General features: G+C 63.3%; 16 protein-coding genes and 1 pseudogene. 13 read left to right on the top strand and 4 right to left on the bottom strand.

Annotated elements, in window-relative coordinates; translation table 11 throughout:
* Window positions 1-285 precede the first annotated feature (285 nt).
* The 8 genes from CNX70_RS03995 to CNX70_RS04030 all read left to right on the top strand — a co-directional run bounded on the left by CNX70_RS03995 (window position 286) and on the right by CNX70_RS04030 (window position 9,473).
* On the top strand, window positions 286-1,056 hold the full coding sequence (locus CNX70_RS03995) for a DUF3108 domain-containing protein (protein ID WP_244199029.1): 771 nt from the start codon (window positions 286-288) through the stop codon (window positions 1,054-1,056).
* On the top strand, window positions 1,057-1,818 hold the full coding sequence (locus tag CNX70_RS04000) for a DUF3108 domain-containing protein (protein ID WP_096233627.1): 762 nt from the start codon (window positions 1,057-1,059) through the stop codon (window positions 1,816-1,818).
* 245 nt (window positions 1,819-2,063) lie between these two features.
* Window positions 2,064-3,446 (top strand): hypothetical protein, encoded by a 1,383-nt coding sequence (locus CNX70_RS04005; RefSeq protein WP_071079666.1) that lies wholly within the window; start codon window positions 2,064-2,066, stop codon window positions 3,444-3,446.
* On the top strand, window positions 3,439-4,173 hold the full coding sequence (locus CNX70_RS04010; protein ID WP_096233631.1) for a hypothetical protein: 735 nt from the start codon (window positions 3,439-3,441) through the stop codon (window positions 4,171-4,173). The genes CNX70_RS04005 and CNX70_RS04010 overlap by 8 nt, the downstream gene beginning before the upstream one ends.
* A gap of 8 nt (window positions 4,174-4,181) precedes the next feature.
* Complete coding sequence (locus tag CNX70_RS04015; RefSeq protein ID WP_096233633.1) at window positions 4,182-7,013, top strand: ATP-binding protein; 2,832 nt, start codon at window positions 4,182-4,184, stop codon at window positions 7,011-7,013.
* 5 nt (window positions 7,014-7,018) lie between these two features.
* Window positions 7,019-8,017 carry a DUF4424 family protein gene (locus CNX70_RS04020; protein ID WP_157750892.1) on the top strand — a complete coding sequence of 333 codons (999 nt, stop codon included), beginning with the start codon at window positions 7,019-7,021 and terminating at the stop codon, window positions 8,015-8,017.
* 2 nt (window positions 8,018-8,019) lie between these two features.
* Window positions 8,020-8,598 (top strand): nucleotidyltransferase family protein, encoded by a 579-nt coding sequence (locus CNX70_RS04025; protein WP_244199030.1) that lies wholly within the window; start codon window positions 8,020-8,022, stop codon window positions 8,596-8,598.
* Window positions 8,599-8,663: 65 nt separating this feature from the next.
* On the top strand, window positions 8,664-9,473 hold the full coding sequence (locus CNX70_RS04030; RefSeq protein ID WP_096233637.1) for a hypothetical protein: 810 nt from the start codon (window positions 8,664-8,666) through the stop codon (window positions 9,471-9,473).
* Window positions 9,474-9,482: 9 nt separating this feature from the next.
* Here the strand turns inward: CNX70_RS04030 and CNX70_RS04035 are convergent, their stop codons facing one another.
* Window positions 9,483-10,001, bottom strand: coding sequence for a CcdC protein domain-containing protein (locus tag CNX70_RS04035; RefSeq protein ID WP_096233639.1), 519 nt, complete (start codon window positions 9,999-10,001; stop codon window positions 9,483-9,485).
* 732 nt (window positions 10,002-10,733) lie between these two features.
* Between CNX70_RS04035 and CNX70_RS29185 the strand changes: the two are divergent.
* The 3 genes and pseudogenes from CNX70_RS29185 to CNX70_RS04045 all read left to right on the top strand — a co-directional run bounded on the left by CNX70_RS29185 (window position 10,734) and on the right by CNX70_RS04045 (window position 13,170).
* Window positions 10,734-12,686 (top strand): annotated as a pseudogene (locus CNX70_RS29185) (alpha/beta hydrolase family protein).
* Window positions 12,687-12,753: 67 nt separating this feature from the next.
* Window positions 12,754-12,906 carry a hypothetical protein gene (locus CNX70_RS28490; protein WP_167389608.1) on the top strand — a complete coding sequence of 51 codons (153 nt, stop codon included), beginning with the start codon at window positions 12,754-12,756 and terminating at the stop codon, window positions 12,904-12,906.
* A 24-nt stretch (window positions 12,907-12,930) separates the two neighbouring features.
* Window positions 12,931-13,170: a hypothetical protein gene (locus CNX70_RS04045; RefSeq protein ID WP_096233641.1), complete on the top strand. Its 240-nt coding sequence runs from the start codon at window positions 12,931-12,933 to the stop codon at window positions 13,168-13,170.
* Between the two features lie 68 nt (window positions 13,171-13,238).
* Here CNX70_RS04045 and CNX70_RS04050 read toward each other — a convergent pair whose 3' ends face one another.
* Window positions 13,239-17,663, bottom strand: a complete 4,425-nt coding sequence (locus CNX70_RS04050; RefSeq protein WP_096233643.1) for a translocation/assembly module TamB domain-containing protein — start codon at window positions 17,661-17,663, stop codon at window positions 13,239-13,241.
* Window positions 17,663-19,561, bottom strand: a complete 1,899-nt coding sequence (locus CNX70_RS04055) for an autotransporter assembly complex protein TamA (RefSeq protein ID WP_096233645.1) — start codon at window positions 19,559-19,561, stop codon at window positions 17,663-17,665. Before CNX70_RS04055 ends, CNX70_RS04050 begins: the two co-directional genes overlap by 1 nt.
* Window positions 19,562-19,784: 223 nt before the next feature.
* On the opposite strand from CNX70_RS04055, the gene queC reads away from it, so the two are divergent.
* Window positions 19,785-20,498 carry a 7-cyano-7-deazaguanine synthase QueC gene (gene queC, locus CNX70_RS04060; RefSeq protein WP_096233648.1) on the top strand — a complete coding sequence of 238 codons (714 nt, stop codon included), beginning with the start codon at window positions 19,785-19,787 and terminating at the stop codon, window positions 20,496-20,498.
* 79 nt (window positions 20,499-20,577) lie between these two features.
* Window positions 20,578-21,483, top strand: a complete 906-nt coding sequence (locus CNX70_RS04065) for a sterol desaturase family protein (RefSeq protein ID WP_096233650.1) — start codon at window positions 20,578-20,580, stop codon at window positions 21,481-21,483.
* On the opposite strand, the gene CNX70_RS04070 is transcribed toward CNX70_RS04065, so the two are convergent.
* Complete coding sequence (locus CNX70_RS04070) at window positions 21,467-22,216, bottom strand: helix-turn-helix domain-containing protein (protein ID WP_208624490.1); 750 nt, start codon at window positions 22,214-22,216, stop codon at window positions 21,467-21,469. The genes CNX70_RS04065 and CNX70_RS04070 overlap by 17 nt on opposite strands.
* Window positions 22,217-22,332 lie beyond the last annotated feature (116 nt).

Here is a 22,332-nt window from a genome sequence, read left to right on the forward strand (position 1 = left end):
TGCGGTCATCGGCGCACTGCATTACGTGGCGCTGGAGTGGCTCACCTCGCATGCCCGCATGGTGCCGCTGGGGCAGAATCATGCGCAGGTGGTCAGCATGGCCTTGATCGCCGAGCCACCCAGGCCCCTGCCAGTGTTGCCACCGCCGCCGCCCGAGCTCCCCATGTCCAAGCCCAGGCCGCTGCCCCGCCGCCGCCGACGGAGCTGGCGTCGAGCGAAGCGCCCCAGTGGACGGCGCCTGCCAGCGACGTGCCGGAAGGCCCCGCTACTTCCGAGCCGGCCGCAGTGGCTGCCCCGGTCATCACGGCGCCCGCGCCCGCCGTGGCGGCCGCACCAGCTGCCGCGCCGCCGCCACCGGCCGTCGAACAGGCACGGCACTACAAAACGAATGTACCTGCCTCGGCCCAGTTCGACTTGCATGTGGACCGGCGCGATGCCGACGGCACCAAGTGGCAGGGCGTGGCCGCCATGGCGTGGGAAAACCGGGGCGATACGTATCAGCTGACACTGGAAGTGGGCTTGAGCATGCTGATCACGCGCATCAACCTGCTGGTGCTGACCAGCGAGGGCGTGATCGATACCAGCGGTATCGTGCCCGTCACGGCCACGGAGAAACGCAAGGGCCGCGCGCAAACGGCCACGCATTTCAAGCGCGACGCCAGGGCCATCACGTTTTCGGCTACGACGGCCACGGTTCCATGGCAGGAGGGGGCGCAGGACAAGGCCACGGTGCCGTTCCAGCTGGCCGCCATCGGCCGCGCCGACGTCAACCAGCTGGCCGGCAATATCGATATCCTCGTCGGCGAGGAAAAGGAAGCGACCGTGTTCCGCTTCCAGCTGGTGGGCGAGGAAGAGCTCGATACCAAAATGGGCCGTCTGGTGACCTGGCATCTGCGCCGGCCACCGAAGCCCGGCACCTATTCGTCGCAGCTCGATATCTGGCTGGCGCCGTCCATGCAATGGTATCCGGTACAAATACGCAATACCGAGGCGAGCGGGGCTTTGACCACGCAAACCGTGACCCACATTCGCGTCAATGACGCTACAGGAAAATAAATGATGACTTTGACTACTTTAAAACGCGTGGTGCTGGCCAGCTTGCTGGCCGCCACCCTGACTCCCGCCATGGCCGACGCGCCCGTTGAGCATCCCGTCATCAAGCGCCCCTACAAGCTGGCGCCATCGGCTGACCTCGTCTATTCGATCAAGGCCAGGCAGCGCGGCATCGGACTGTCCGGCGAATCGGTCAGCAACTGGCGCGTGGGCGATGGCAAGTATTCGCTGCTGGCTGAAACCAAGGCGGCCCTGTTCGGCAAGATTCTGGAGCAGCGCAGCGAAGGCACTGTGGACGATTTCGGCCTGGCGCCGGCGCAATTCGTGGAAAAACGTTTCCGTAAGGAAGCGGCCACCACCACGTTCAAGCGCGACAGCAAGACCATCGTCTTCAGCGAGGGCGATGACAGCTATCCGTTGAAAGGCGGCGAGCAGGACCGTAACAGCACCGTCTGGCAACTGGTCAGCGTGGCGCGCGCCACGCCCGAGAAATTCACGCCCGGTTCGGAATGGAGCTTCTTCGTGGCAGGTCGCCACGACGCCGAGCCGTGGACCTTCAAGGTCGTCAAGGATGACAAGGTCGCCACCGGTCTGGGCGAAGTGGCTGCCATCCACTTGGTCAAGGCGCCGCCGCCGGACAAGAAGGGCCAGCAAGTGGACCTGTGGCTGGCGCCGTCGCTGGAATGGTATCCCGTGAAGGTGACGTTCGCTGATGAAGATGGCGATTACGTCGAGCAAACCTTGCAAAAGATCGTCAAGAAGTAAGTGCTTGCTGCGCAGTTTTGCCTCAAATTACCAACCCAGATGCAGAAACTGGGGTCGGACCCTCAGGGTCCGACCCCGGCCCTTCGCCTTTGGGGACGTCGTCAATGCAACACTCGGCAGACTGACGGCCCGTTCGCCCCCTCCCACGCGCTAAATTGCATGTCAGAACTGATATACTGACGCCCCCGCCCCGCAGCGCTGCGTTAGCCCGCTGCGCCGCCCGCTGAACACTCATCCGGAAAAGAATGATTGATATAATGGCAAGTGCAGCCGTGGCTACGGATGCACATCAGACAGAGCAAGAGCATCACGATTCCTTGCAGGCGCATTTCCAGCCCAATATTTCGGCCGATGAAATTGAGCAAGTTTTTCACTTGAAGCGGGCGCAGCCTTTGCTGCAAGTGTTTACGGCCCTGTTCCATGGCGGTTTCGATGGCGTGCTGGTACGTCTGCTGGTGTTGCGCGAGCTGGCGTCCGATGCGGCCACGTCCGCTTATACGCGCGCCGATATCAATACGAAACTGGCGTATCTGTTGCCGGAAAGCCTGGAAACGGTCTTGCTGCGCCTGCGCTCGAATCAGTTGCTGGCCTGGGATGCGCAGCAGGGCGTGTACCGCGTGACGCCCATGGCGCGCAACGTGCTGTCCGCCATCGACAGCTTGCTGGGCCTGGGCCAGACGGAAGACGAAGCGGAAATGGGTTTTCTGTTGTCGCAGGTGGCCGGTGCGCAAGCCGTGGGCGGCGTGTCCGTTGAACAACTCCAGCATTTGCTGGGGCGCCTGGTGGATTTGACGGAAGAGTTCTCCGACGCGATTGCCTCCGGTTCCGAATTCCGGCTGCGCACGGCGCAGGCGAAGTGGAACATGGCGTGCGACTGGGTGGAAAAGGGTTCCGAGATTCTCGTGGCCATCACCTCCGATGAAAACGCGGACAGCGCCACGCACAAGGCGGCGCAGGCGATCGGCCGCGCGCAAAGTAAATTGCTCAATATGCAAGGCATGTTTTCGCGCGCGCTGAACCAGATCGAGCGCCAGCGCGTGCACCTGGGCCAGTCGGGCCTGTCGACCACCGACATCAAGCGCTGGCTCTTGCTGCATGAAGACCTGGCCAGCCTGGCCGAAGGCGCCATCGACCAGCCCGTCGTGCCCCTGTTCAGCACGCCGGCCGAGATGATCGACGTGGCGGAAACGGAACTGCTGTCCGAACGGGCGGCAGGTGTCATCAATACGGGCCTGCCCAGCGGAGAGGACGCGCCCACCACCATCAGCGACGGTCCCGCCATGCAGCTTGAACTCGATGACTTGCTCGAACGCCTGTCGAATTTTGCCAGCCTGGGCAATTTCCCCAGCATCGGCGAAGAAGGGCCGAAATCCGTACCGGTGCAGGATTCGCTGCTGCCTGCCAGCTTTGCCGTGGCCTCGTACCGCGCCTCGATGCTGCCGCTGCTGGGCGATGTGTCCGAAGCGAGCTTGCAAGGCTCGACGGCCGAACTGGCCCGTTTGCCGATCACCTTTACACCGACCGACGAGATGGTCCAGCTGACCGACCCCCACGTGGCGGCCATGTCGATCGCCTCGCTTTCACTGAATGTTTCACTTGATTTAGATAGCGGCACTGCCGATGAATGACGATTCCCAAATCCTGATTGCGCGCCTGCTCACGCATCAAACCCTGCGCCGCGACGACAAGCTCGTCAAGCGCGTGCTGTCCGACGAGCTGTTCCGCGCCGAAATCGATGCGCGCCTGCTGGCCTGCGGCTTGAAGCTGCTCGACAACGTGTATGCCGACCACGTGACGCTGGCCCTGACGCGCACCATCGAACCGAAGATTTTCGGCGCGCGCGACGTCTGGCAAAACAACAATTTCGGTTTGGCGCGCGATGGCGTGGCCTTGCTGGTGGTGCTGTGGGCGCAGATCATCCTGCCCAAGCGCGAACGCCAGGAAACGCACCAGCACGCCGATGACGATCAAAATGATATGTTTGGCACGGAAAAACCGCTGCCGCGCGCGGAAGACGCCTCGATCGGCATTTCCTACAAGGCGCTGCTGTCGGACTTCGGCGACAAGCTGGGCAAGAAGACGCGCATGGACATGAATTTGGGCACCCTGGCCAAGCTGGGCTTCATCGAGCGTCGCGGCGACTTCATCCTGGAAGGCCCGCTGCTGGACCTGATGATGGATACCGACGTGCTCAAGGAACGCATCATCAACGGCGCCCTGGCCGACGTGTTCAAGCGGGCGCCCGCGCGCCTTGTGGCTGTCGATCCGGATGCCGACCTGACAGACGACCAGTCCGTCGACATCGGCGACTTGCCAGACGCCGGTGACGCCGATTCGTCCGACCTCCCTCACTGAAAGCGCCCATGTTTCATATCAAATCACTTGAACTGGTGCACTGGGATTACTGGCAGCGCATCAAGAATATTCCGCTCGACGCGAAGATCATCACCATCGCGGGGCAGAACGGCTCGGGCAAGACCACCTTGCTCGACGCCTTGCGCACCTTGTTCGGCCTCGACTGCTCGATGGGCCGCACGTATAAACATTATGCGCGCCACTCGGGCCAGCAGACGGCCTGGCTGCGCGCCGTGGTCGACAACAAGAACGTGGGCAAGCAGCTGTCGAACCGGCCGTTTCGCAGCTCCGGCTTCTTCAGCGACGATGAAGTGACCCTGTTTTGCCAGATCCAGAAGAATGGCGGCGACTGGAAGCGCCAGTATCTGATGCGTCCAGGCAATGTGCAGATCGAGGACATCACGGATGCCAACGATTGGCTGGGTGTGGAAAACTACCGCAAGCGCCTGGCCAATGCTGGCCTGTCGCCTGCCATGTCGAAAGTGCTGGCGCTGGAGCAGGGCGAGACGGACAAATTGTGCGAATACGCGCCGCGCCAGTTGCTCGACCTGGTGTTTCAGGTGTTCGGCGACAAGGAAGTGCTGGACGCCTACGACGAAGCCAAGCGCCACCAGCGCGATACGGAAGTGGAGCTGAAACGCTTCGAGACGGAACTGGAAGCGTCGAAGACCAACCTGGAAGGCTTGCGCCTGCGCGTGGCCAATTACCACCAGTGGGAAGGGCTGCATAAAGAGCGCCGCAACCTGCTGGAAGAAGTGCTGCCCAGCTTGCAATACCACGAGGCGCGCGAAAAGGCGGCTCAGGCCAGCCGCCAATTGCGCGATGCGCGCAAACCGATGGCGCAGGCGGACCAGCAGCTGACCGATAAACGCAATGCGCTGGCGGCGCAAGCGAAGGCCCTGTCCGACGCGCAGATGAACGAGACCTTGCTGGAGCAGGAATCGATTGGCTTGCAGAGCCGCTTGTCCCTGATCAATAGCAAGCTGAAACCGCTGGACAGCCTGCTGGAACAAAAAGACCGTTTGCACAAGCTGGCTGCCGACTCGGGCAGCGACATCGCCGCAGTGACGGCCCAGCTGGAACAGAAGGAAGCGCAATTGCTGCAGCAGCGCCAGCAGCGTGACGCCTTGTCGGCGCGCATCGCGGGCGAGCAGGCGACGATTGCCGCGCTGCAAGGCAAGACGGCCATGCCGGAGCCGGACAATGTGCGCGGCATGCGCCGCGCGCTGCGCGACGCGGGCATCGGCCACGCGATGCTGTCGGACATCGTCGAAGTGACGGACAGCCGCTGGCAGGGCGCCGTCGAAGGCGTGCTGGGCGGTTACGCTTCGGTCGTCTTGCTCGACAAGGCCAAGGACGCGGCTGCCGCCTACCGCCTGGCCGAGAAGGAGCGCTATCGCCACTTCATCGTGCCCGAGCTGGTCACGGCGCCTGTCGCGAAAGACGAGAGCTTGCTGGCGGTGGTGAAATTTTCCGCGCCCGTGCCCAGCTGGCTGATCGAGCAGCTGTCGCGCATCGCCCGCGTCGATTCCGTCGAAGCCGGTTTCAAGTTGGGCAACAATGAGGAATGGATCACGCCCGAGGCGTATCACCGCGAACGCCGCGGCGGGCGCTCGCTGTTCGTGGAAGCATCACGCTACCGCTTCGGCCAGGCTGGCCGCAGCGGCCGCCTGGAAGCGCTGCTGCGCTCGCTGCCGGGCCTGGAAGGGCAGGAAGATACGCTGACCCTGGCCATTTCCAAACTGGCGGCGGAAGTGGGCGCCTTGAAGGCGCGCATCGCCGGCGTCGACGCGGCCAAGGAACTCAGTGCGCGCCAGGAAGAATTCGCCGAAGCGCTGCGCAATTCGAAGCCGCTCAAGGAAGAGCGCCTGGAAGTGGGCGGCCGCCTGGGCGAGCTGCAAAATCTGACGAAGAACGCCACCGTGGTGCGCACGCGTGCCGATACGGTGTGGCAAAACGCGCGCCTGGCTTTGTCCGAAGCGGAAGCGGGTGCGCGCCTCGGCTACAAGAAACAGATTGAACAGCGCGCCGAGCATGCGCGCGCCTTGCTGGCCCTGCGCCATGCGTGGCGCCATTTGCCGAAAAGCTGGCGCCGCCCTGCGCGCCGCGCGGCCCTCGTCGCCGAGCACCAGAACGCGCACCAGGTCGACTTGCGCGTGGCCAGCCTGCAAAACAGCCTGGCGCGCGACGACTGGGAACTCGATGCCACCGTCATCGACCAGCATCACCGCCTGTCGGACCAACTGCACGGCCGCCAGTCGGAAACGGACGAGCGCCGCTACCAGAACAACCGCGCCATCGAAGCGACGGGCAATGCGCGTGGCGCCTACATGGAGCGCTTGCGCTACACCATCAAGACCTACAGCAAGAACATCAAGGAGCTCGGCGAGCTGGCCGGCATCGAAGTGCATGCCGACCCCGTGCGCCTGGAAAACGATGACGTGCAGCTGTCGCAGGCGGGCTTGCACGTGCGTTTCAAATTTGACGGCAAGGGCGTCATCGGCATGAACGATGGCGAAGCGTCGGGCGGCCAGCAGGTCATGAAGTCGCTGGTGCTGTTGATCGGCTTGCTGAAATCGGAAGACGGTTCCGGCGGCTTCGTCTTCATCGACGAACCGTTTGCCCACCTCGATATCCGCAACATTCAATTGGTCGGCGAATTTCTGAAAAATACGCAAGCGCAATACCTGATGACGACGCCGTTGACGCACAACACGGATGTCTACGATCCGTCGGAGCTGACGTTGATCACCAGCAAAAAGAAAAAGGATAGCCAATGGGCGCAACCGATTTTCGTGCTGCAACGGCGCATCGACCCCGTGTCGGGCAAGGCCGCGTGATGGCCGTGCGCAAGCTCGTTCTGGCCGCAGCCCTGTCGCTGGCATTGGCCGGTACGGCCGTGGCCAATGACGGCATCGGTTCCGTCAGCGCGGGTGGCATCTTGTTCGGCAAGACCGATGCCGTGGCCATGAAAAAGGAAGTGCTCAGCGTGAGCACGGACTTGATCAAGGTCGAGTACGAATTCCTCAATGAATCGGCCAAGGATGTGGAAGAGACGATCTTCTTCCCCCTGCCCGAATACGCGGCCGGCTACCATGGTTCGCCCACGTATTATGGCCAGCCGCAGCAGTTTACTGTCGACGTGGATGGCAAGCGCAAGGACTATAAAACCACGTTTGTCGCCAAGCTCGACAGCAACGATGTGACGGCCCGCTTGCGCCAGCTGGGCTTGTCGGACGCGCAGATCGCGTATTTCCCCTCGCACACGCCGTTCGACAGAAAAGTGGCGCCGCTGACGGCCGCGCAGAGCAAGATCATGATCGGCGAAGGCTTGCTGGCCCAGTTGTATGACGAAGAATGGGTACCTGCCTGGACAGTGAAAGTCATCTATCTGTGGCAGCAGAAATTCCCCGCTGGCAAAGTCGTGCGCGTGCGCCATCAATATGCGCCATTCGTCGCGGCCGGCCCCGGTGCGTCCTACCTGGGCGATGGCAATGCCTTTGAAAAGAAATACTGCGGCGACAAGGCCTTTTACAAGACGTGGAACCGCCTGGCGGCCAAGCAGGGCGAAAGCGGCTTCGTCAATGCTGTCTGGGTCTCGTACATTTTGACGACGGGTAACACCTGGAAGAATGGCATCGAAGACTTTACCTTGAACTTGATCAAGGGCAAGCATGACGAGCTGGTCAGCCTTTGCTTCCCCGGCACGTTCACCAAAATCAACCCCACCACCTTGCAAGTCAAGCTGCGCAACTTCCATCCGAAGCAGGATCTGGATGTGTACTTCGGCAATGTCGAAGGCACGGTCAGCCACGACGGCGTGGCGCCGCAGATACGGCCGTGAGCATGAGTGAGCAGCAGGCACTGGCGGCGCGCCTGCGCGCCATCGCCCGCGCCACGCCGTGGTGCATGCAAGCGCTGCACGCCGTAGCGCAGCTGGGCTTGCCCCACTGCTGCATCGGCGCCGGCGCCGTGCGCAACCTGGTGTGGGACGCCTTGCATGCTTACTCACAACCGTCGGCATTGAGCGACATCGACGTGGCGTATTTCGATGCGCACGATTTGCTTGCGGAAAGTGAGGTGCAGCTGCGCCAGCGCCTGGCAACCTTGCTGCCCGGCGTGCCGTGGGAGGTATGCAACCAGGCCCGGGTGCACCTGTGGTTCGAGGCTGAGTTTGGCTATGCTGTGCCGCCCTTGTGCTCGCTCGACGACGCCATCGCTACCTGGCCCGAGTTTGCCACCTCGGTTGGCATCTGGCTGCGGCCTGACGGCGAGATCGGCATCGTCGCGCCGCATGGCCTCGATGACCTGTTCAATATGGTGGTGCGGCGCAACCCGGCGCGCATCAGCCTGGACGGCTATGCGCAGCGCCTGGCCAGCAAGGACTATGCGGCGCGCTGGCCGCGCGTCACCATCATCGCCTGATTGGATGCAGTATGGATATAGATTGCTTATAATTGCTAATTATCCAATAGTGCTCTCCTGATCCCATGTCCTTTTTGATTTCTTCGCCGCTGCGCCGCCTCGGCCGCCTGCTCTGCCTTTCCTCCACCCTCATGGCGCCCGCCGCCTGGGCCGACAGCTATGCCGATTTCCAGCAAGCCAGCGGCCAGCTGGAAGAGCTGATGGCCAAGGCGACGCCGCACAGCGGCTTGCCGCGCCTGCGCGATCCTGCCGTGGCGCAGCTGTTTGCCCATATCGCCGATGGCCCGCGCCTGTTCCAGGTACCCGTCACGGCGCTGCAGGACGTGAACCAGAGCGTGGCCGTGTGCGAAAAGGCCATGCGTTTGGGACAAACATACTATACGTTTGGCATCGCATGGCCGCTGCCGCTGTCCGGCGCCCAGCTGCAGCAGGCGCGCAAGGAACAAGCGAGGCAGAACCTGGGCAATTATGGTGATGAAATGAGCACCTTGTTTGCTTTCAGCATGCATTGCCATGGCCATTTGATAGCGCTGATGGAGCAGGAATTCAGTGCCCAGCCAGCGGACGCGGTGAGCGGACCCGAGCGGCTGCGCGCGCGGGCGTTCAGCAAGAATACGGCCGTTGTTTACACGGGCGTATTGCAGTTCATGCAGGTGCCGTTCTGGAACGTGGCGCAAAAGAAAGTCATGCTGGAAGCGGCGGCGCAGCACGCCACGGCGAATGCCAATCTGATGGCGCCGCCCTTGCGCGAGCGCCTGCTGGCCAGCCTGGCCGATGCGGACAAGGGCCTTGATCCCGCCTTGGCGCCGGCGCTGGCGACGATACGCCAGGCATTGGCGGTGACGACGTGTACCGGCCTGTGCCAGTACTACTGACGGGATGGCTTACTCGGGCGCCTGCAGTGGCTGGTTGCGCTGGCGCCAGCGCAGCAAGCCCCACGCATACATGGCGTAGTAGCCGATGACGAGGCCATAGGCGGCCATGGTCAGCGGGCTTTGGCCGAACGGTGGCGGCGGCACGGGCACGTCGAGGCGCGTGTTCAGATAGATTTCCATGCCACGGTACAGCAAGCGGGCGATGAACAGCATCGTGATGGCCAGGCCCAGGTAACGGTGCTGGGTAAAAAAGAAATCTTTTCCTACTTGCTCAAAGCGCGTCAGCTTCAAGCCCAGCACGCCCAGCCAGCCACCGGCCAGTGCGCCCGCGCCCAGGCTGGACAGGGGCAGGACCTCGAATTTGGTCGTCGTCACCAGAAACAGCAGCAGCGCGGGAAACGCGATCGCCACGCTCCAGTGGCGCCACAGCTGCGATTTCTGGCGCGCCACCAGTTTCTTCAGGCGTGAATAAATGCGCCAGACCAGCAGTGGGACCAATAACAGCAGGGCGAGGGTGGTGGTTTCCATGTAGGCATTCGGGGGCGGATAAAACAGCGATTGTAAGCGAGATGGGGACGGGCGGCGATGCTTGTCAAACGGTAAAAGTTGCTGGTTGACATTTACATGGCATGAACGCACTATGCTTTGGCACAATGCGCCGCCATGAGCGGTGCGGTGCGCTCGCTTGTTGTCGCCACCTTCATACACTGGAGTTCCATGTCTACTCGTTTGCCTTTGCTGCCCATCACTGTCGGCCTGTTGGCCTCGTCTTCCCTGGCCATGGCGCAAGATGGCGGCTATCAAATGCCGCCGGCCCCCCTGCAAGCCATCGTCGATGCACCGCGCGCGCCGACCCTGAGCCTGAGCCCGAAACGCAACCTGGCCGCCGTGCTGCCCACGCCATCCTTGCCCGGCATCAGCGAAGTGGCGCAGCCGGAACTGAAGCTGGCGGGCTTGCGCATCAATCCGCGTACCTATTCGGCCAGCCGCTTCAGCTTCCACACGGGCCTGGGTTTACTCGACATCGATACGCAGAAGGAAATCAAGGTCAGCGGCTTGCCTGCGTCGCCCCGCATTGCCGATCTGGCCTGGTCGCCCGACCAGCGCTACCTGGCGTTTACGCATGTCGCCTATGCCGATCCGGCCAAGGGCGTGAAGGAATCGGGCGTGCAATTGTGGCTGCTCGACGTGCAGACGAAAGCGGCGCGCAAGCTGGCCAGCGCACCCCTGTCGAGCGTGTATGGCCGTGGTTTTTCCTGGATGCCCGATAGCAAGACCTTGCTGTTGCAGCTGAAACCGGCCAAGCTGGGTGGGGCGCCTGTGGCGAGCGGCATCCCGACGGGCCCGTCCATCCAGGACAGCGTGCCGGGTGGTGGCGTCAAGCAATTGCGCACCTATCCCGACCTGTTGAAGAACGAACAGGATGCGCAGCTGTTCGAACACTACATCACCGTCCAGCTGGCCTTGCTGGACGTGGCGGGCAAGCAGCGCCTGGTGGGCCAGCCCGGTCAGTTTTCGCGCGTGTCGGCCTCGCCCGATGGCAAGCACCTGCTGACGACCAGCATCGTGCGTCCGTATTCCTATATCGTGCCGGCGCATGACTTTGGCCACAAAATCGACGTGCGCGACCTGCATGGCAAGGTGGAGCACGCGGTGGCGGCCCTGCCGCTGGAGGAAGGGCTGCCGCCAGGCAATGACGCCGTGTCCGCCGGCGTGCGTTCCGTCAGCTGGCGCGTCGATGCGCCAGCCACCCTGGTGTGGGCCGAAGCGCAGGACGGCGGTGATCCGGCCAAGGCCGCAGAGATCCGCGACATCGTCTACGCGCAGGCGGCGCCGTTCACCAGCAAGCCGGCCGTGCTGGCCAGGCTGGGCTCGCGCTATGCGGGCGTGGCCTGGGGCCGTGGCGACCTGGCCCTGCTCAGCGAAGCGTGGTACAAGACGCGCGCCGTCAAGCAGTGGAAAATTTCGCCAGATCAACCTTCCACGCCAGCCGACCTCGTGTATGCGGGATCGTTCGAAGACCGTTACAACGATCCGGGCCAGCCCGTCATGCGTGCCGATGCAGCCGGTTTGCCGCGCTTGCTCATCGCTGCTGATGGTTCCATCCTGCTCGACGGCCGGGGCGCCTCGAAGGACGGCGACCGCCCCTTCGTCGACCGCCTGAACCTGGCGACGAAACAGAAGCAGCGCCTGTTCCAGAGCGCCGCGCCCTACTATGAAAACGTGGTGGCCGTGCTGGACGAAGATGGCAGCCGTTTGCTGTCGACGCGCGAATCGCCCACCGAGCAGCCGAATTATTATGTGCGCAACCTGAAACAGCAGGGCGCCGCGCAATTGACGGCCCTCACGCACTTCCCCCATCCTTTGCCGCAATTGAAGGGCGTGCAGAAAGAGCTGATCCGCTACAAGCGCGCCGATGGCGTCGACCTGACGGCCACCCTGATGCTGCCGCCGAACTACGACGTCAAACGCGACGGCCCATTGCCGACCCTGATGTGGGCGTATCCGCAGGAATTCAAGACGGCCAGCGCCGCCAGCCAGACCACGGGCTCGCCGTACAAATTCAATGCCGTCAGCTACTGGGGCCCGGCCGCCTTCCTGTCCATGGGCTACGCCGTGCTCGACAACCCATCGTTCCCCATCGTCGGCAACGGCGAGCAGGAGCCGAACGACACCTATCTGCCGCAACTGGTGGCCGATGCTGAAGCGGCTGTCGATGAAGTGGTGCGCCGTGGCGTGTCCGACCGCAACCGCATCGCCATCGGCGGCCACTCGTATGGCGCCTTCATGACGGGAAATTTGCTCGCGCACACGCGGCTGTTCCGTGCCGGCATCGCCCGCAGCGGCGCCTACAACCGCACCCTGACGCCGTTCGGCTTCCAGGCGGAAGAGCGCTAATTCTGGCAGGCGCCGGCCGTCTACCAGGCCATGTCGCCGTTCAACTATGCGGACAAGATCAAGGATGCGCTGCTGATGATCCATGGCGAGCAGGACAACAACTCGGGCACCTTCCCCATCCAGAGCGAGCGCATGTTCCAAGCCGTCAAGGGACTGGGCGGCACGGCGCGCCTGGTGATGCTGCCGAACGAGAGCCACGGCTACCGCGCGCGCGAATCGATCATGCAGATGCTGTATGAAAGCAACAACTGGCTGGAAAAATATGTGAAGAACGCCCCGTCACCGGCCGCCGACGTCAAGCCGGCAGCGAAATAAGGGGCGCGCAGGGCAGGAGGCGCATTTCTCGTGGTATGGTCTTCTTTTGTCTGCAGGGAGGCCAGCCATGTCCGTCATCCACGCCCACCGCGCGCCCGATCCGGCGCCTGTCGATGAACCCATGCCGGCGCCGGAGCCGCAAGAAGCGCCCGGGCGCCAGCCGGGGCCCGTGCATCCGGTGCCGCAGGACGATCCCGTGCCGCACCCGCATCCTGAGTAACCCCGTCAAGAAAGGCTGTTTCAGATGGCAATTGTCAAGGAAGTCTACACACGCAAAGTCAGCGGAGAATCGTTTGACTATGAACTCGATTACACCCAGGGCGCGGACGTGGCCTGGATTGCGCGCGTGTACCACGACGGCGTGCTGAAAGGCTCGCCGCACGGCGCGCTGACGGCCAACGTGCTGTCCGGCCCCGCGCTGGAACAATACCTGTGCGCGTATGTCGAAGGCATGATCGAGCGGGGGCTCGACGTGGCCGAGTAAACTGTTTGTGGTAGAGCAAAGAAAAGGGCGCCGAGGCGCCCTTTGTGCTGTTTTGCGCTTGCGTTAAATCAGTCAAACGCCCACGTGTACAACACGTCCAGGGCATTGTTGGTGCCCGTCTGGAATTGCAAGGTGATGCGGCGATTCAATTTGTAGCGCAGTTTCACCAGGCTCGTCGCCGTGCTGGTGCCTTGCTCGAACGTCAGGTAGGCGCGCGAGGACAGGCGCTTGCCGACGGTGACGACCGTGCTTTCCAGCCCTTGCGCCTGCGACAGGCCCACTTCATCGAGTCCCAGCGAACTGGCCAGCTTGCCCTGCAAGCCGCCACCGGAGCCGCCGAAGAGGGCGCCTGCGGCTGTCGTCAGCAAGGCCATTTCATCGCCGGCCGCCGTTTCCGCGCCGTGGCCGAGGATCAGCCAGGCCAGCTTGTCGCTGTCCGAGACGCTCGGCGTGGACACCAGCTTGGCCGTCGGCGCCTGCGCCGTGCCGCGCACTTCCACGCCCGCTTCCACATTCGTTTCCGACAAGGCTTCGCCCTCGGGGCGCTTGCGCACGGCCAGGATGTTCAGTGACGGGTTGTCGTAGGCGCCCGTGAAGGCGATCAAGCCCCGTTCGATCGACAGCTTCTGTCCATACGCGGCGTACTGGCCGTTGCTGACTTTGATGCTGCCCGTCACGCGCGGCGCGGCGCGGTTGATGACGCGGGCGCGCACATTGCCGGCCAGGTCGGCGTCGAGTCCCATGCCGCGCAGGTGGAAGGCATTGCCCAGGTCAAATTCCAGGTCGATATTCAGGGGCAGTGATGGCGCTTCCTTGCTGCCCTTGACTTCCTTGCCCAGCACCACCACGTCGCTGCTTTGCGTGGGGGTATCTTGCGGCGCCAGTTCGATCAGCGCGCGGTTGGCCTTGAACTTGCCCTCGAAGCTGAAGCGCTTGTCGTTGCGCACCAGGGTGCTGTTGCCCGACAGGATCAAAGTACGGTCGGGGCGCGACAGCGCCTGCAGGCGGTCGGCCATCAGTTTCAGTTCCAGGCTCGCTTCGCCATTCGCAAAGCGTACCCAGCCATCTGCCTGCACCTTGCCGTCGCCGCCGTCAAAGCTCAGGCGCTGCAATTGCAGCTGATCGCCAGCCAGCTTGGCTTGCAGCACGCCATTGCGCAATTTCAAGCCCTGGTCGGCCCAGTTCACCAGCAGCTTGCTGCCGTTGATGTCGCCATTCAATTGCGGCGCGCCGATGGTGCCGCTGCCGGACAGGGCCACTTTCAAGGCGCCGCCCAGCTCCAGGCCCGGCTGGCCCGTCAGCGGCGCCAGCCAGGCCAGTGTATCGATGCTGGTGGTGCCCGTCAGCGAGAGGGCGCTGTCGTTGCCGATACGCCCGTTCAGCATTTGCACGGTGGCATTGATATCGCTCTGGCCCGCGCGTGCGCCATCGAGTTTCACGGCCAGGCGCAGCTGCTGGTTGGCGACATCCACGCGGGCATCGAAAGTGCGCAGTCCCAGCGCCAGCGGCTGTTCCACGCCCACCGTCACGTCGCCTTTTTCGCGGTAGATGTGCAGCATGCCGGCCAACGACGGGTCTTTCTGCTTGGCCGTCGGCACCTGCATGTCGAGCGACCATTGCGCGCCCAGGGTCAGGTCGCTGCGCGCATTGGCTTGCAGCGAGGGAATCACTTGCGCCAGATAGGTCAGGGCCACGCCGGCCGCCTGGCCGGAACTGCTCCAGCGCGGGCCGTTCTTGACCAGGCTTTGCATGCTGATGCTGCCTGCCGGCAATTTGATGACGGCGTTGCCCACGCTGATCTGTTCAGGCTGGCCCAGGCCCGCCACGCCGCTGCCGGCCGGTCCCGCCACTTTCACGGGCACGGGCGCTTGCAGCACCAGCGCATAGCGGCCCTTGTTTTGCAGGCTGTCGATGGTGCCCGTCCAGGCGGCACCGCTCTGGCTGCCGCGGATTTGTACGCTGGCATCGAAAGCGTCATTGCGCGCCGTCAAACTGAGCGTATGGCTGCCGCGCGTGCCCGTCGTGCCCAGGCGGGCGCTGCCCAGCTTGAAGGTGGGCGTGCTGTAACCCGTGATGTCCAGCGCGCTGACCATGGGGTCGAGCGCGCCCTGGCCGGCGCCTACGCTGGCGCTGCCTTTGATGGATTTCAATTGCTGGTCGCCAAACAAGGTCAAATCCTTGCCATCGAGCGTCAGTTGCGCGGCGGGCGCGTCCATCTTGCCGGAGACGGAACCGGCTGCCTGCAGCACGCCGGCAAAGCGGGGACCCAGGGTCGACAATTGCGGCGCGTCGAGTTTCCACGTCAGCTTGTCGGTGGCGCCGCCCAGCGCGCCTTTGGCCAGCAGGCTGTTCGGCCCCAGGCGCAGTTCCGCATCCACGCTGTCGATGCGTTTCGCGTTGGCCGACAGCTTGGCGTAACCGGCCAGCGGGGCATTTTGCAGGGTCGATTCGCGCAGGGCCAGGTTCAGGGCCACTTGCCAGTCGCTGGTCAGGCGGCCGCTGCCGTTGAAGTCCGCATTCACGTTGCCGTTGGGTAATGTCGCCCCAAAGGCTGCCGGGTTGATCTTTTGCAAGGAACCCGTCATTTTCAATTCCGCTACCTGCTTCGGACCCGTCAAGCCCACGTCGCCGCTGGCGTGGATGGCGCTGTCAGGCGCAGGGCGCTTGCCGCTGGTCAGGCCCAATCCTTTTGCATCGGCAACAAACGTCGTGCGCGGCTGCTGCAAGGTTCCCTGCACCACGCCGCTGGCTTGCACGGCGCCCAGCAAGTCGCTCTGCAGGGCGGAGAGTTGCCGCGCATCGACGTTCCAGTTGAGTTTTTCGCCGGCGCCGCCAAAGTTGCCCTTGGCCGTGAGATTATTCTTGCCCAGCGCCAGTTGCACGTCGATGCCGCTGAAATGGGCCGCATCGGCCGTCAGCTTGCCCTTGCCCGACAAGGGCTGGTCAAGCAGCTTGCTGGGGCGCACGGTGAAGTCCGCATTCGCCAGCCACTTGGGGGCCACGTGACCGTTGGCGCGCACGTCGAGGTTCAGGTCGGCCACAGGGAAGGCGCCGAAATCGGCGGGATTGAGGCGGCTGGCGTTGGCCACGGCCTTGAAGGGCTGCTCGTCCTTCAGGCTGATCTGCCCCGTCGCGTTGACGCTGCTTTTTCCTGCCTGCAAGGTCGCCTTGCGCAGTTGCACCAAGGAATCGGCGAGGGTCGCTTCCACGTCCAGGCGCAGCTTGGCTTCGCCGAGCTTGGCGCGCAGGGTTTGCGTCTTGCCATCGCTGTCGAGCACGATGTCGCCCACGATCTTGGTGCTGTTGATGCTGCTGTACATGTGCTGCAAGTCGATCTTGTCTGTGTGCAAGGTCAGCTGCGCGTTGCCGATGGGGCCGTCGACGGTGTCGCGGTTGAGCCTGCCGCTACCCGTGAATTTGCCCGCGTTGCCGAAATCGATGATGGCCGATTCGAGCGTCGTGGCCGTCAGGGTGCCGCCCAGGCGCGCTTCGAACTGGCGCAGCGGCAGCTTTTGCTGGTCGATGGGGCCCGGCGTGGCGTGGTTGAGAATGGCCAGCTTGCCCGACACCGTTTGCTTGGTTGGCCGCGTGTCGATGGCGGCATCGAGTTCCAGGCTCAGGTCCGCCTGCGGTAAAGTCGCGTCGAATTTGCCCGGATTGATGTTGCGGCCACGGATGCTGGCCGAGCGCAGGATGATGACGGGGTCGAACGGCGCCAGCGCCAGCTGGGCGTCGGCCGTGGCCGCGCCCGCGCTGCCCTTGGCTGTCACGTTCAGCACGTTCAAGTCGCCACCCAGTTGCAGATTCAAGGCGGCGGGTTTTTCGCCGGCGGCGGCATTGAGCTGCGTCAAGCCTGCCTTGCCTGACAATTTGAACGGCTGCGTGGCGGCAATCGTCGCGCTCGCCGTGGCCTGGCCGAACGGCGTCAGGGCCGAGGCATCTTCCAGCTGCCATTGCGTCTTGTCGCCCGACAAGGTGAAATGGATTTTTTCAAACACCGTGTTGCCGCCCGCGCTGATGAGGGTCACCTTGTCCAGGCGCGCGTCGGCAATGCCGATTTTAAAAGGCGCGGCCAGGCTGGCGGGCATCGTCGACGGTTCCTCGGACGGCGCCGTGCTGGCCACGGACAGGCTGGCCACGTGCAGTTCGCTGATGGCGATGCCTTCCGAAAAGAACTGGAACGGAGACCAGTTGATGTCGATGTTGTCGGCCGTGATGTGCTGCGTCTTGCTGCGGTAGCTGACGTGGCCCAGGTGCATGCGGTTGTACAGCGAGCCGGAGACGCCCGTGACGGCGATTTCGCCGCCGCTGGCGCTGGCCACTTTTTGCACCAGCATCTGCAAGGTCGATTCGCGGCCCAGGAACCAGAAGGCGCCACCCAGCAGCACGGCCAGGCTGGCGACGGCGATCAGTACATAGCGCAACACCCGGCGCGGTTTTTTTACTGGGGGCTGGGGCGCCGCGTTCGGCGCCTCGGTAGTCATATCGGACATCAGAAAGTGAATCCCAGAGAGAAGTGCAAACGGTATTTTTGGACGGCGTGGCCATATGCCACGTCGACATTGATGGGGCCGACGGGGCTCTTGTAGCGTCCGCCCAGGCCGTAGCCCGATTTCGGCGTCATCGCTGCTTTGACGGTGTCGGCCGCGTTACCGGCGTCATAGAAGGCGGCAATCGCCCATTTCGGCTTGAACCAGTACTGGTATTCGGCGCTGCCGGTCAGCATGTAGCGCCCGCCGATGGTGGCCTCGCCTTCCTTCACGCCCAGTTCCTGGTAGCCATAGCCGCGCACCGACTGGTCGCCGCCCGCGCGGAACAGGTAGACGGCCGGCACGCCGCGTTTTTCCTTCGAACCGAGCGCGCCCATTTCGCCGCGCACGATCAGCTCGCCTTTTTCACCCAGCGGACGGTAATACACGGCCTTGCCGGCCACGCGCACGAAGCGCTCGTCCGTCAGCACGGGCAGCAGGGCGCCGCCCACCTGGGCATTGATGACATAGCCCTTGGTGGGGAATAGCAGGCTGTCGAGGCTGCGCTTGGTGATGGCATAGGTCAGAGGCAAGCTCTTGCTGCGCGTCTGTTCCAGGCCCACGACCGTCTTGTCTTCGCTGAGGAACTCGAACGTCAGGCTGCGCTCGAGGTTGGTGCCGCCCCAGTTGCGCTTGGCCGAGATGGTTGTGACGGCCGTGATTTCGTTGGAAATGTCGCTGCGTTCGAACGAGGCGCCCGCGCTGTCGTTATAGCCGCGTTCGGTCGTTGGAAAGTAAAAATTGGCGTGCGCCGCCTGTTTCTTCGTCTCCATGGTGAGGGCGCTCTTGAAGCGCGTGCCCCACACGTTGAGGTTGTCATAGTTGAGCTGCGCGCGATTGCCCGTATTCGTACTGAAACCCAGACCGGCGCTGACGTTTTGCTGCTTGTTTTCCGTCACGCGCACCACCAGCGGCAGCAGCGGCGCGGGGCCGCGGTTGACGGGCTTGGCTTCGGCAGTGGCACCGGCCACCTCGGCTTGCTGGCTTTCCTGGCCCGCCTCGATCTGCTCGCCCAGGATGCTGCTCATGTCGGCGCTCACTTCCACGCTGGCAAAGTAGCCCGTGTCCTGCAGGCGCGCCTGCAACGATTGCAGCGCCGATTCGCTGTAATAGTCGCCCGGGCGTATCTTGTCGAGGTTGCGGATGATGTTGGCATCGTAGCGTTTCAGCCCCTCGATGCGCAGCTCGCCGAAACGCAGCTCGGGGCCGCTGTCGAGTACCACCAGCAGCGAGACCTTATGCGTTTCCGGATCGACCACGGCTTGCGTGTCGACCAGCTGGGCACGCGGGTAGCGTGTCTGCACCACTTCGCGCAGCAGCGCGCGCTTGGCCGATTCCCAGTCGGATTGACGAAACACGCTGCCCGATTTCAGCGACCAGCTGCGCTTCAGCGCTTCCGTATCGTAGGGTTCGGAAGCTGCCAGTGGCGGCGTGGGGTCGAATCCACGCAATTCCAGCTCGACCTTGTCGATGGTCACAGGTTGCCCCGGTTCGACGTCGACGATGACGACGGGTTTGGCGCCCGTCGTATCGACGCGCACCGTGACGACGGGCGTGTAGTAGCCGGCCGTGGCGATGAGATTCTTGGCTTGCTCGGGCGTATCACGCACGAGGCGCTGCAATTGCTCGCGGTCCATGCGCGGGTTGCCGCGGAAGCGTTCCAGGTCCAGGTTTTTTTCGAGCAACTCGTCGAGGTCGCCCGGTGCATTGACCTTGACCTCGTACTGCAGCGGCGCCGGTGCCACTTCCGTGGCGCTGGCGCTCTCTGGAGCAGCATCTTGCGTGCCCTCCTGGGCGCCAGCATGGGCGATGGGGAACAGCAAGATGGCACCGCCGGCGGCCGCCAGTGTCAGTTGACCCATTACTTTTGTCACTACTTGTGCCAAAATTCGTGGTCGTATCGCCTTGCCGGCAGCCGTATGCCGTATGGGTCGTGCAGAAAACATGGTGCTCCAGATGAGTAAATGCTGACTGCATGTTACCGGAATAGGTAAACTGATGGCGGACGAATAAGTATTTTTTGCGCTGGGAATCACGTTTCCCCGCGCACGATTGCAACAGAGTAAAACTGAAAAGAAAGAAATTATGCTAGCAACGGACTCCGCACTGGTGCTCTTTAGCGGTGGACAAGATTCCACCACCTGCCTGGCCTGGGCCTTGAAACACTATAGCCGCGTGGAAACCATCGGCTTTGACTATGGACAGCGCCATGCGATCGAACTGACCGTGCGTCCTGGCGTGCTCGAACAGATGCGCCAGCAATCGCCCGAGTGGGACAGCCGCCTGGGCCAGGATCATATGATCGACCTGTCCCTGATTGCCGCCATTTCCGATACGGCCATGACGCAGAACGTCGAGATCGTCATGCAGGAAAACGGCTTGCCGAACACCTTCGTGCCGGGTCGCAACTTGCTGTTCATGACGGTGGCCGCCACCGTGGCGTATCGCCGCGGCTTGACGGTGCTGGTGGGCGGCATGTGCGAAACGGATTTTTCCGGCTACCCGGATTGCCGCGACGATACGATGAAGGCCCTGCAAGTGGCGCTGAACCTGGGCATGAACACGCGTTTGAAACTGGAAACGCCGCTGATGTGGCTGGACAAGGCGCAAAGCTGGGATCTGGCGCAAGACCTGGGCGGCCAGCCGCTGGTCGACCTGATCCGCAGCGGCACGCACACCTGCTACCTGGGCGAGCGGGGGCAATTGCACGACTGGGGTTATGGCTGCGGCACCTGCCCTGCCTGTGCCCTGCGCGCGAACGGCTACCAGCAATACGCGGCGAGGAAGGCCGCCAAGTAAGTAATTTTGCGCCGTTTCTTCAAGCGGCGCGGCGGGGAGACCAGCCATGCTGTGGTTTTTGCCACAGGAGCGTCTTGCCATGAAATCCCTCTTTGCCGCGCTGTACGGCCCCGTCTTCTGGGCCGGCTTCATCGGCGCCGCCAGTTACCTGATCGCGGTGTGCGACACCTCTCTCTGGGTCTTGCCGCCCTTGCTGCTGCTGGCCCTGCTCACTTCCTTTCTTGCCGAGCGTTATCTGCCGTACGACGATGCCTGGAACCACGCGCACGGCGACGGCTGGCGCGACGTGCTGCATGCGCTCGTCAACGAGGCGCTGTACCTGCTGGGCCTGGCCATTTTTCCCCTGCTGGCAGGACACCTGGCGCTGGGGCCGTTCTGGCCCGGCCAGCTGCCGTTCTGGGGGCAGTTACTGCTGGCGATTGTCATCGCCGACTGTGGTATTACCCTGGTGCATTACCTGAGCCACCGTTATTACTTTCTGTGGAAACTGCATGCCGTGCACCACAGCGTGCAGCGCCTGTACGGTTTCAATGGCTGGATGAAACATCCGCTGCATCTGCTGCTGGAAGCGGCGGGCGGCATGCTGCCCTTGTTGCTGTTGGGCATACCGGAGCGTGTCATGGCCGTGCTGGCGTTTGCCGTGGCGGTGCAATTGTTGCTGCAGCATGCGAATGTCGACATGCGCATGGGGCCGCTGCGCCACGTGTTTGCCTGGGCGCCCGTGCACCGTTTCCACCACATGAAATACGGCACGGCCGGCGACGTGAATTTCGGCCTGTTTTTTACCTTCTGGGACCGCTTGCTGGGCACCTGCTTCGACGCGCCGGACTATCGCATGCGGGGCGAGGACCTGGGCATCGGCAGCCGTCCCGATTATCCCGTGGCCTACCTGCCGCAATTGATCGAACCATTCCGCGCGGAAGAGGGCGTGCGCGCGCCCGAGCTGCCGGCGCGATTGCGCCAGGGGCTTAGTCGAGAAGCGTGACCTGCAACTGGCGCAAGCTGCGGTCGGCGCGCACGCCGAACAGGCTGCGCATGGTGCGCGAAAAATGCGCGGCATCGGCAAAACCGGCGCCGTGGGCCGCATCCGTCAATGTGCCGCCGAGCAAGATGAAACGGATGGCCAGGCGCAGGCGCCGCCACAGTACCAGCCGGCGCACGGGCAGGCCCAGCTGGGCGCTGAACAGGCGCTCCAGCTGGCTCAGCGACAAATGCGCCGCCTGGGCCAGGGCGGCGGCGCTGACTTTGCCCGACAGCAGCGCATCGACCTGGTCCAGTGCGCGCTGCACGCGTGCGTCGGCCAGCTGCTCGCGCGGCTGTGCCTGCAGCGCGGCGGCCAGGCTGTTCAGGCTGGGCGCGCCTGCGCTGGCGGCTGCTGCCAGCAGGGCCGCGCCTCTCAGGCGCTGCGGCTCCGCATAGATGGTCAGCATGGGCGCCGGCGCGGCCAGGATGGCGTGCGGGCGCAGGCTCTCGACCAGCAAGTGCCGCGCCGTGTGGACGATGCCGTCGAGCTCTGCCGTGAAGGGCGCACCCGTGCTCAGCATCAACTGGTGCGCGTAATGCGCGTGGCTGTCCGTGGCGCCCGCTGCGCCATGCAAGATGGCAAAGTCGGGCGCCAGCCATAGTGTTCCCTGCCAACTATCGTGCTGCAAACGCGGCTCCCAGGTGATGGATTGCGGAGCGATCATACCAGCGGGAGGAGATGGTTTTCGTGGCATCGAATTTTCCTGGAGTACACATCATTGCATGTACGAAATGTGTGGTCTTTTTAATACAATATTCAGCATTGCAAGGGCGCCCGCTGTAACGTACTATCATTCTCATCGACTACCGA

It is taken from the genome of Janthinobacterium svalbardense, from assembly GCF_002327145.1.
Classification (GTDB): Bacteria; Pseudomonadota; Gammaproteobacteria; order Burkholderiales; family Burkholderiaceae_D; genus Janthinobacterium; species Janthinobacterium tructae.

What these genes read in the sequence shown, in the direction of transcription:
- CNX70_RS04005 (WP_071079666.1), top strand. Translation starts at nt 2,064, where the DNA reads ATGATTGATATAATGGCAAGTGCAGCCGTGGCTACGGATGCACATCAG.
- CNX70_RS04065 (WP_096233650.1), top strand. Translation starts at nt 20,578, where the DNA reads ATGAAATCCCTCTTTGCCGCGCTGTACGGCCCCGTCTTCTGGGCCGGC.
- CNX70_RS04050 (WP_096233643.1), bottom strand. Translation starts at nt 17,663, where the DNA reads ATGTCCGATATGACTACCGAGGCGCCGAACGCGGCGCCCCAGCCCCCA.
- queC (WP_096233648.1), top strand. Translation starts at nt 19,785, where the DNA reads ATGCTAGCAACGGACTCCGCACTGGTGCTCTTTAGCGGTGGACAAGAT.
- CNX70_RS04030 (WP_096233637.1), top strand. Translation starts at nt 8,664, where the DNA reads ATGTCCTTTTTGATTTCTTCGCCGCTGCGCCGCCTCGGCCGCCTGCTC.
- CNX70_RS04010 (WP_096233631.1), top strand. Translation starts at nt 3,439, where the DNA reads ATGAATGACGATTCCCAAATCCTGATTGCGCGCCTGCTCACGCATCAA.
- CNX70_RS04025 (WP_244199030.1), top strand. Translation starts at nt 8,020, where the DNA reads ATGAGTGAGCAGCAGGCACTGGCGGCGCGCCTGCGCGCCATCGCCCGC.
- CNX70_RS04035 (WP_096233639.1), bottom strand. Translation starts at nt 10,001, where the DNA reads ATGGAAACCACCACCCTCGCCCTGCTGTTATTGGTCCCACTGCTGGTC.
- CNX70_RS04045 (WP_096233641.1), top strand. Translation starts at nt 12,931, where the DNA reads ATGGCAATTGTCAAGGAAGTCTACACACGCAAAGTCAGCGGAGAATCG.
- CNX70_RS04015 (WP_096233633.1), top strand. Translation starts at nt 4,182, where the DNA reads ATGTTTCATATCAAATCACTTGAACTGGTGCACTGGGATTACTGGCAG.
- CNX70_RS04070 (WP_208624490.1), bottom strand. Translation starts at nt 22,216, where the DNA reads ATGCCACGAAAACCATCTCCTCCCGCTGGTATGATCGCTCCGCAATCC.
- CNX70_RS04055 (WP_096233645.1), bottom strand. Translation starts at nt 19,561, where the DNA reads ATGGGTCAACTGACACTGGCGGCCGCCGGCGGTGCCATCTTGCTGTTC.
- CNX70_RS28490 (WP_167389608.1), top strand. Translation starts at nt 12,754, where the DNA reads ATGTCCGTCATCCACGCCCACCGCGCGCCCGATCCGGCGCCTGTCGAT.
- CNX70_RS04000 (WP_096233627.1), top strand. Translation starts at nt 1,057, where the DNA reads ATGATGACTTTGACTACTTTAAAACGCGTGGTGCTGGCCAGCTTGCTG.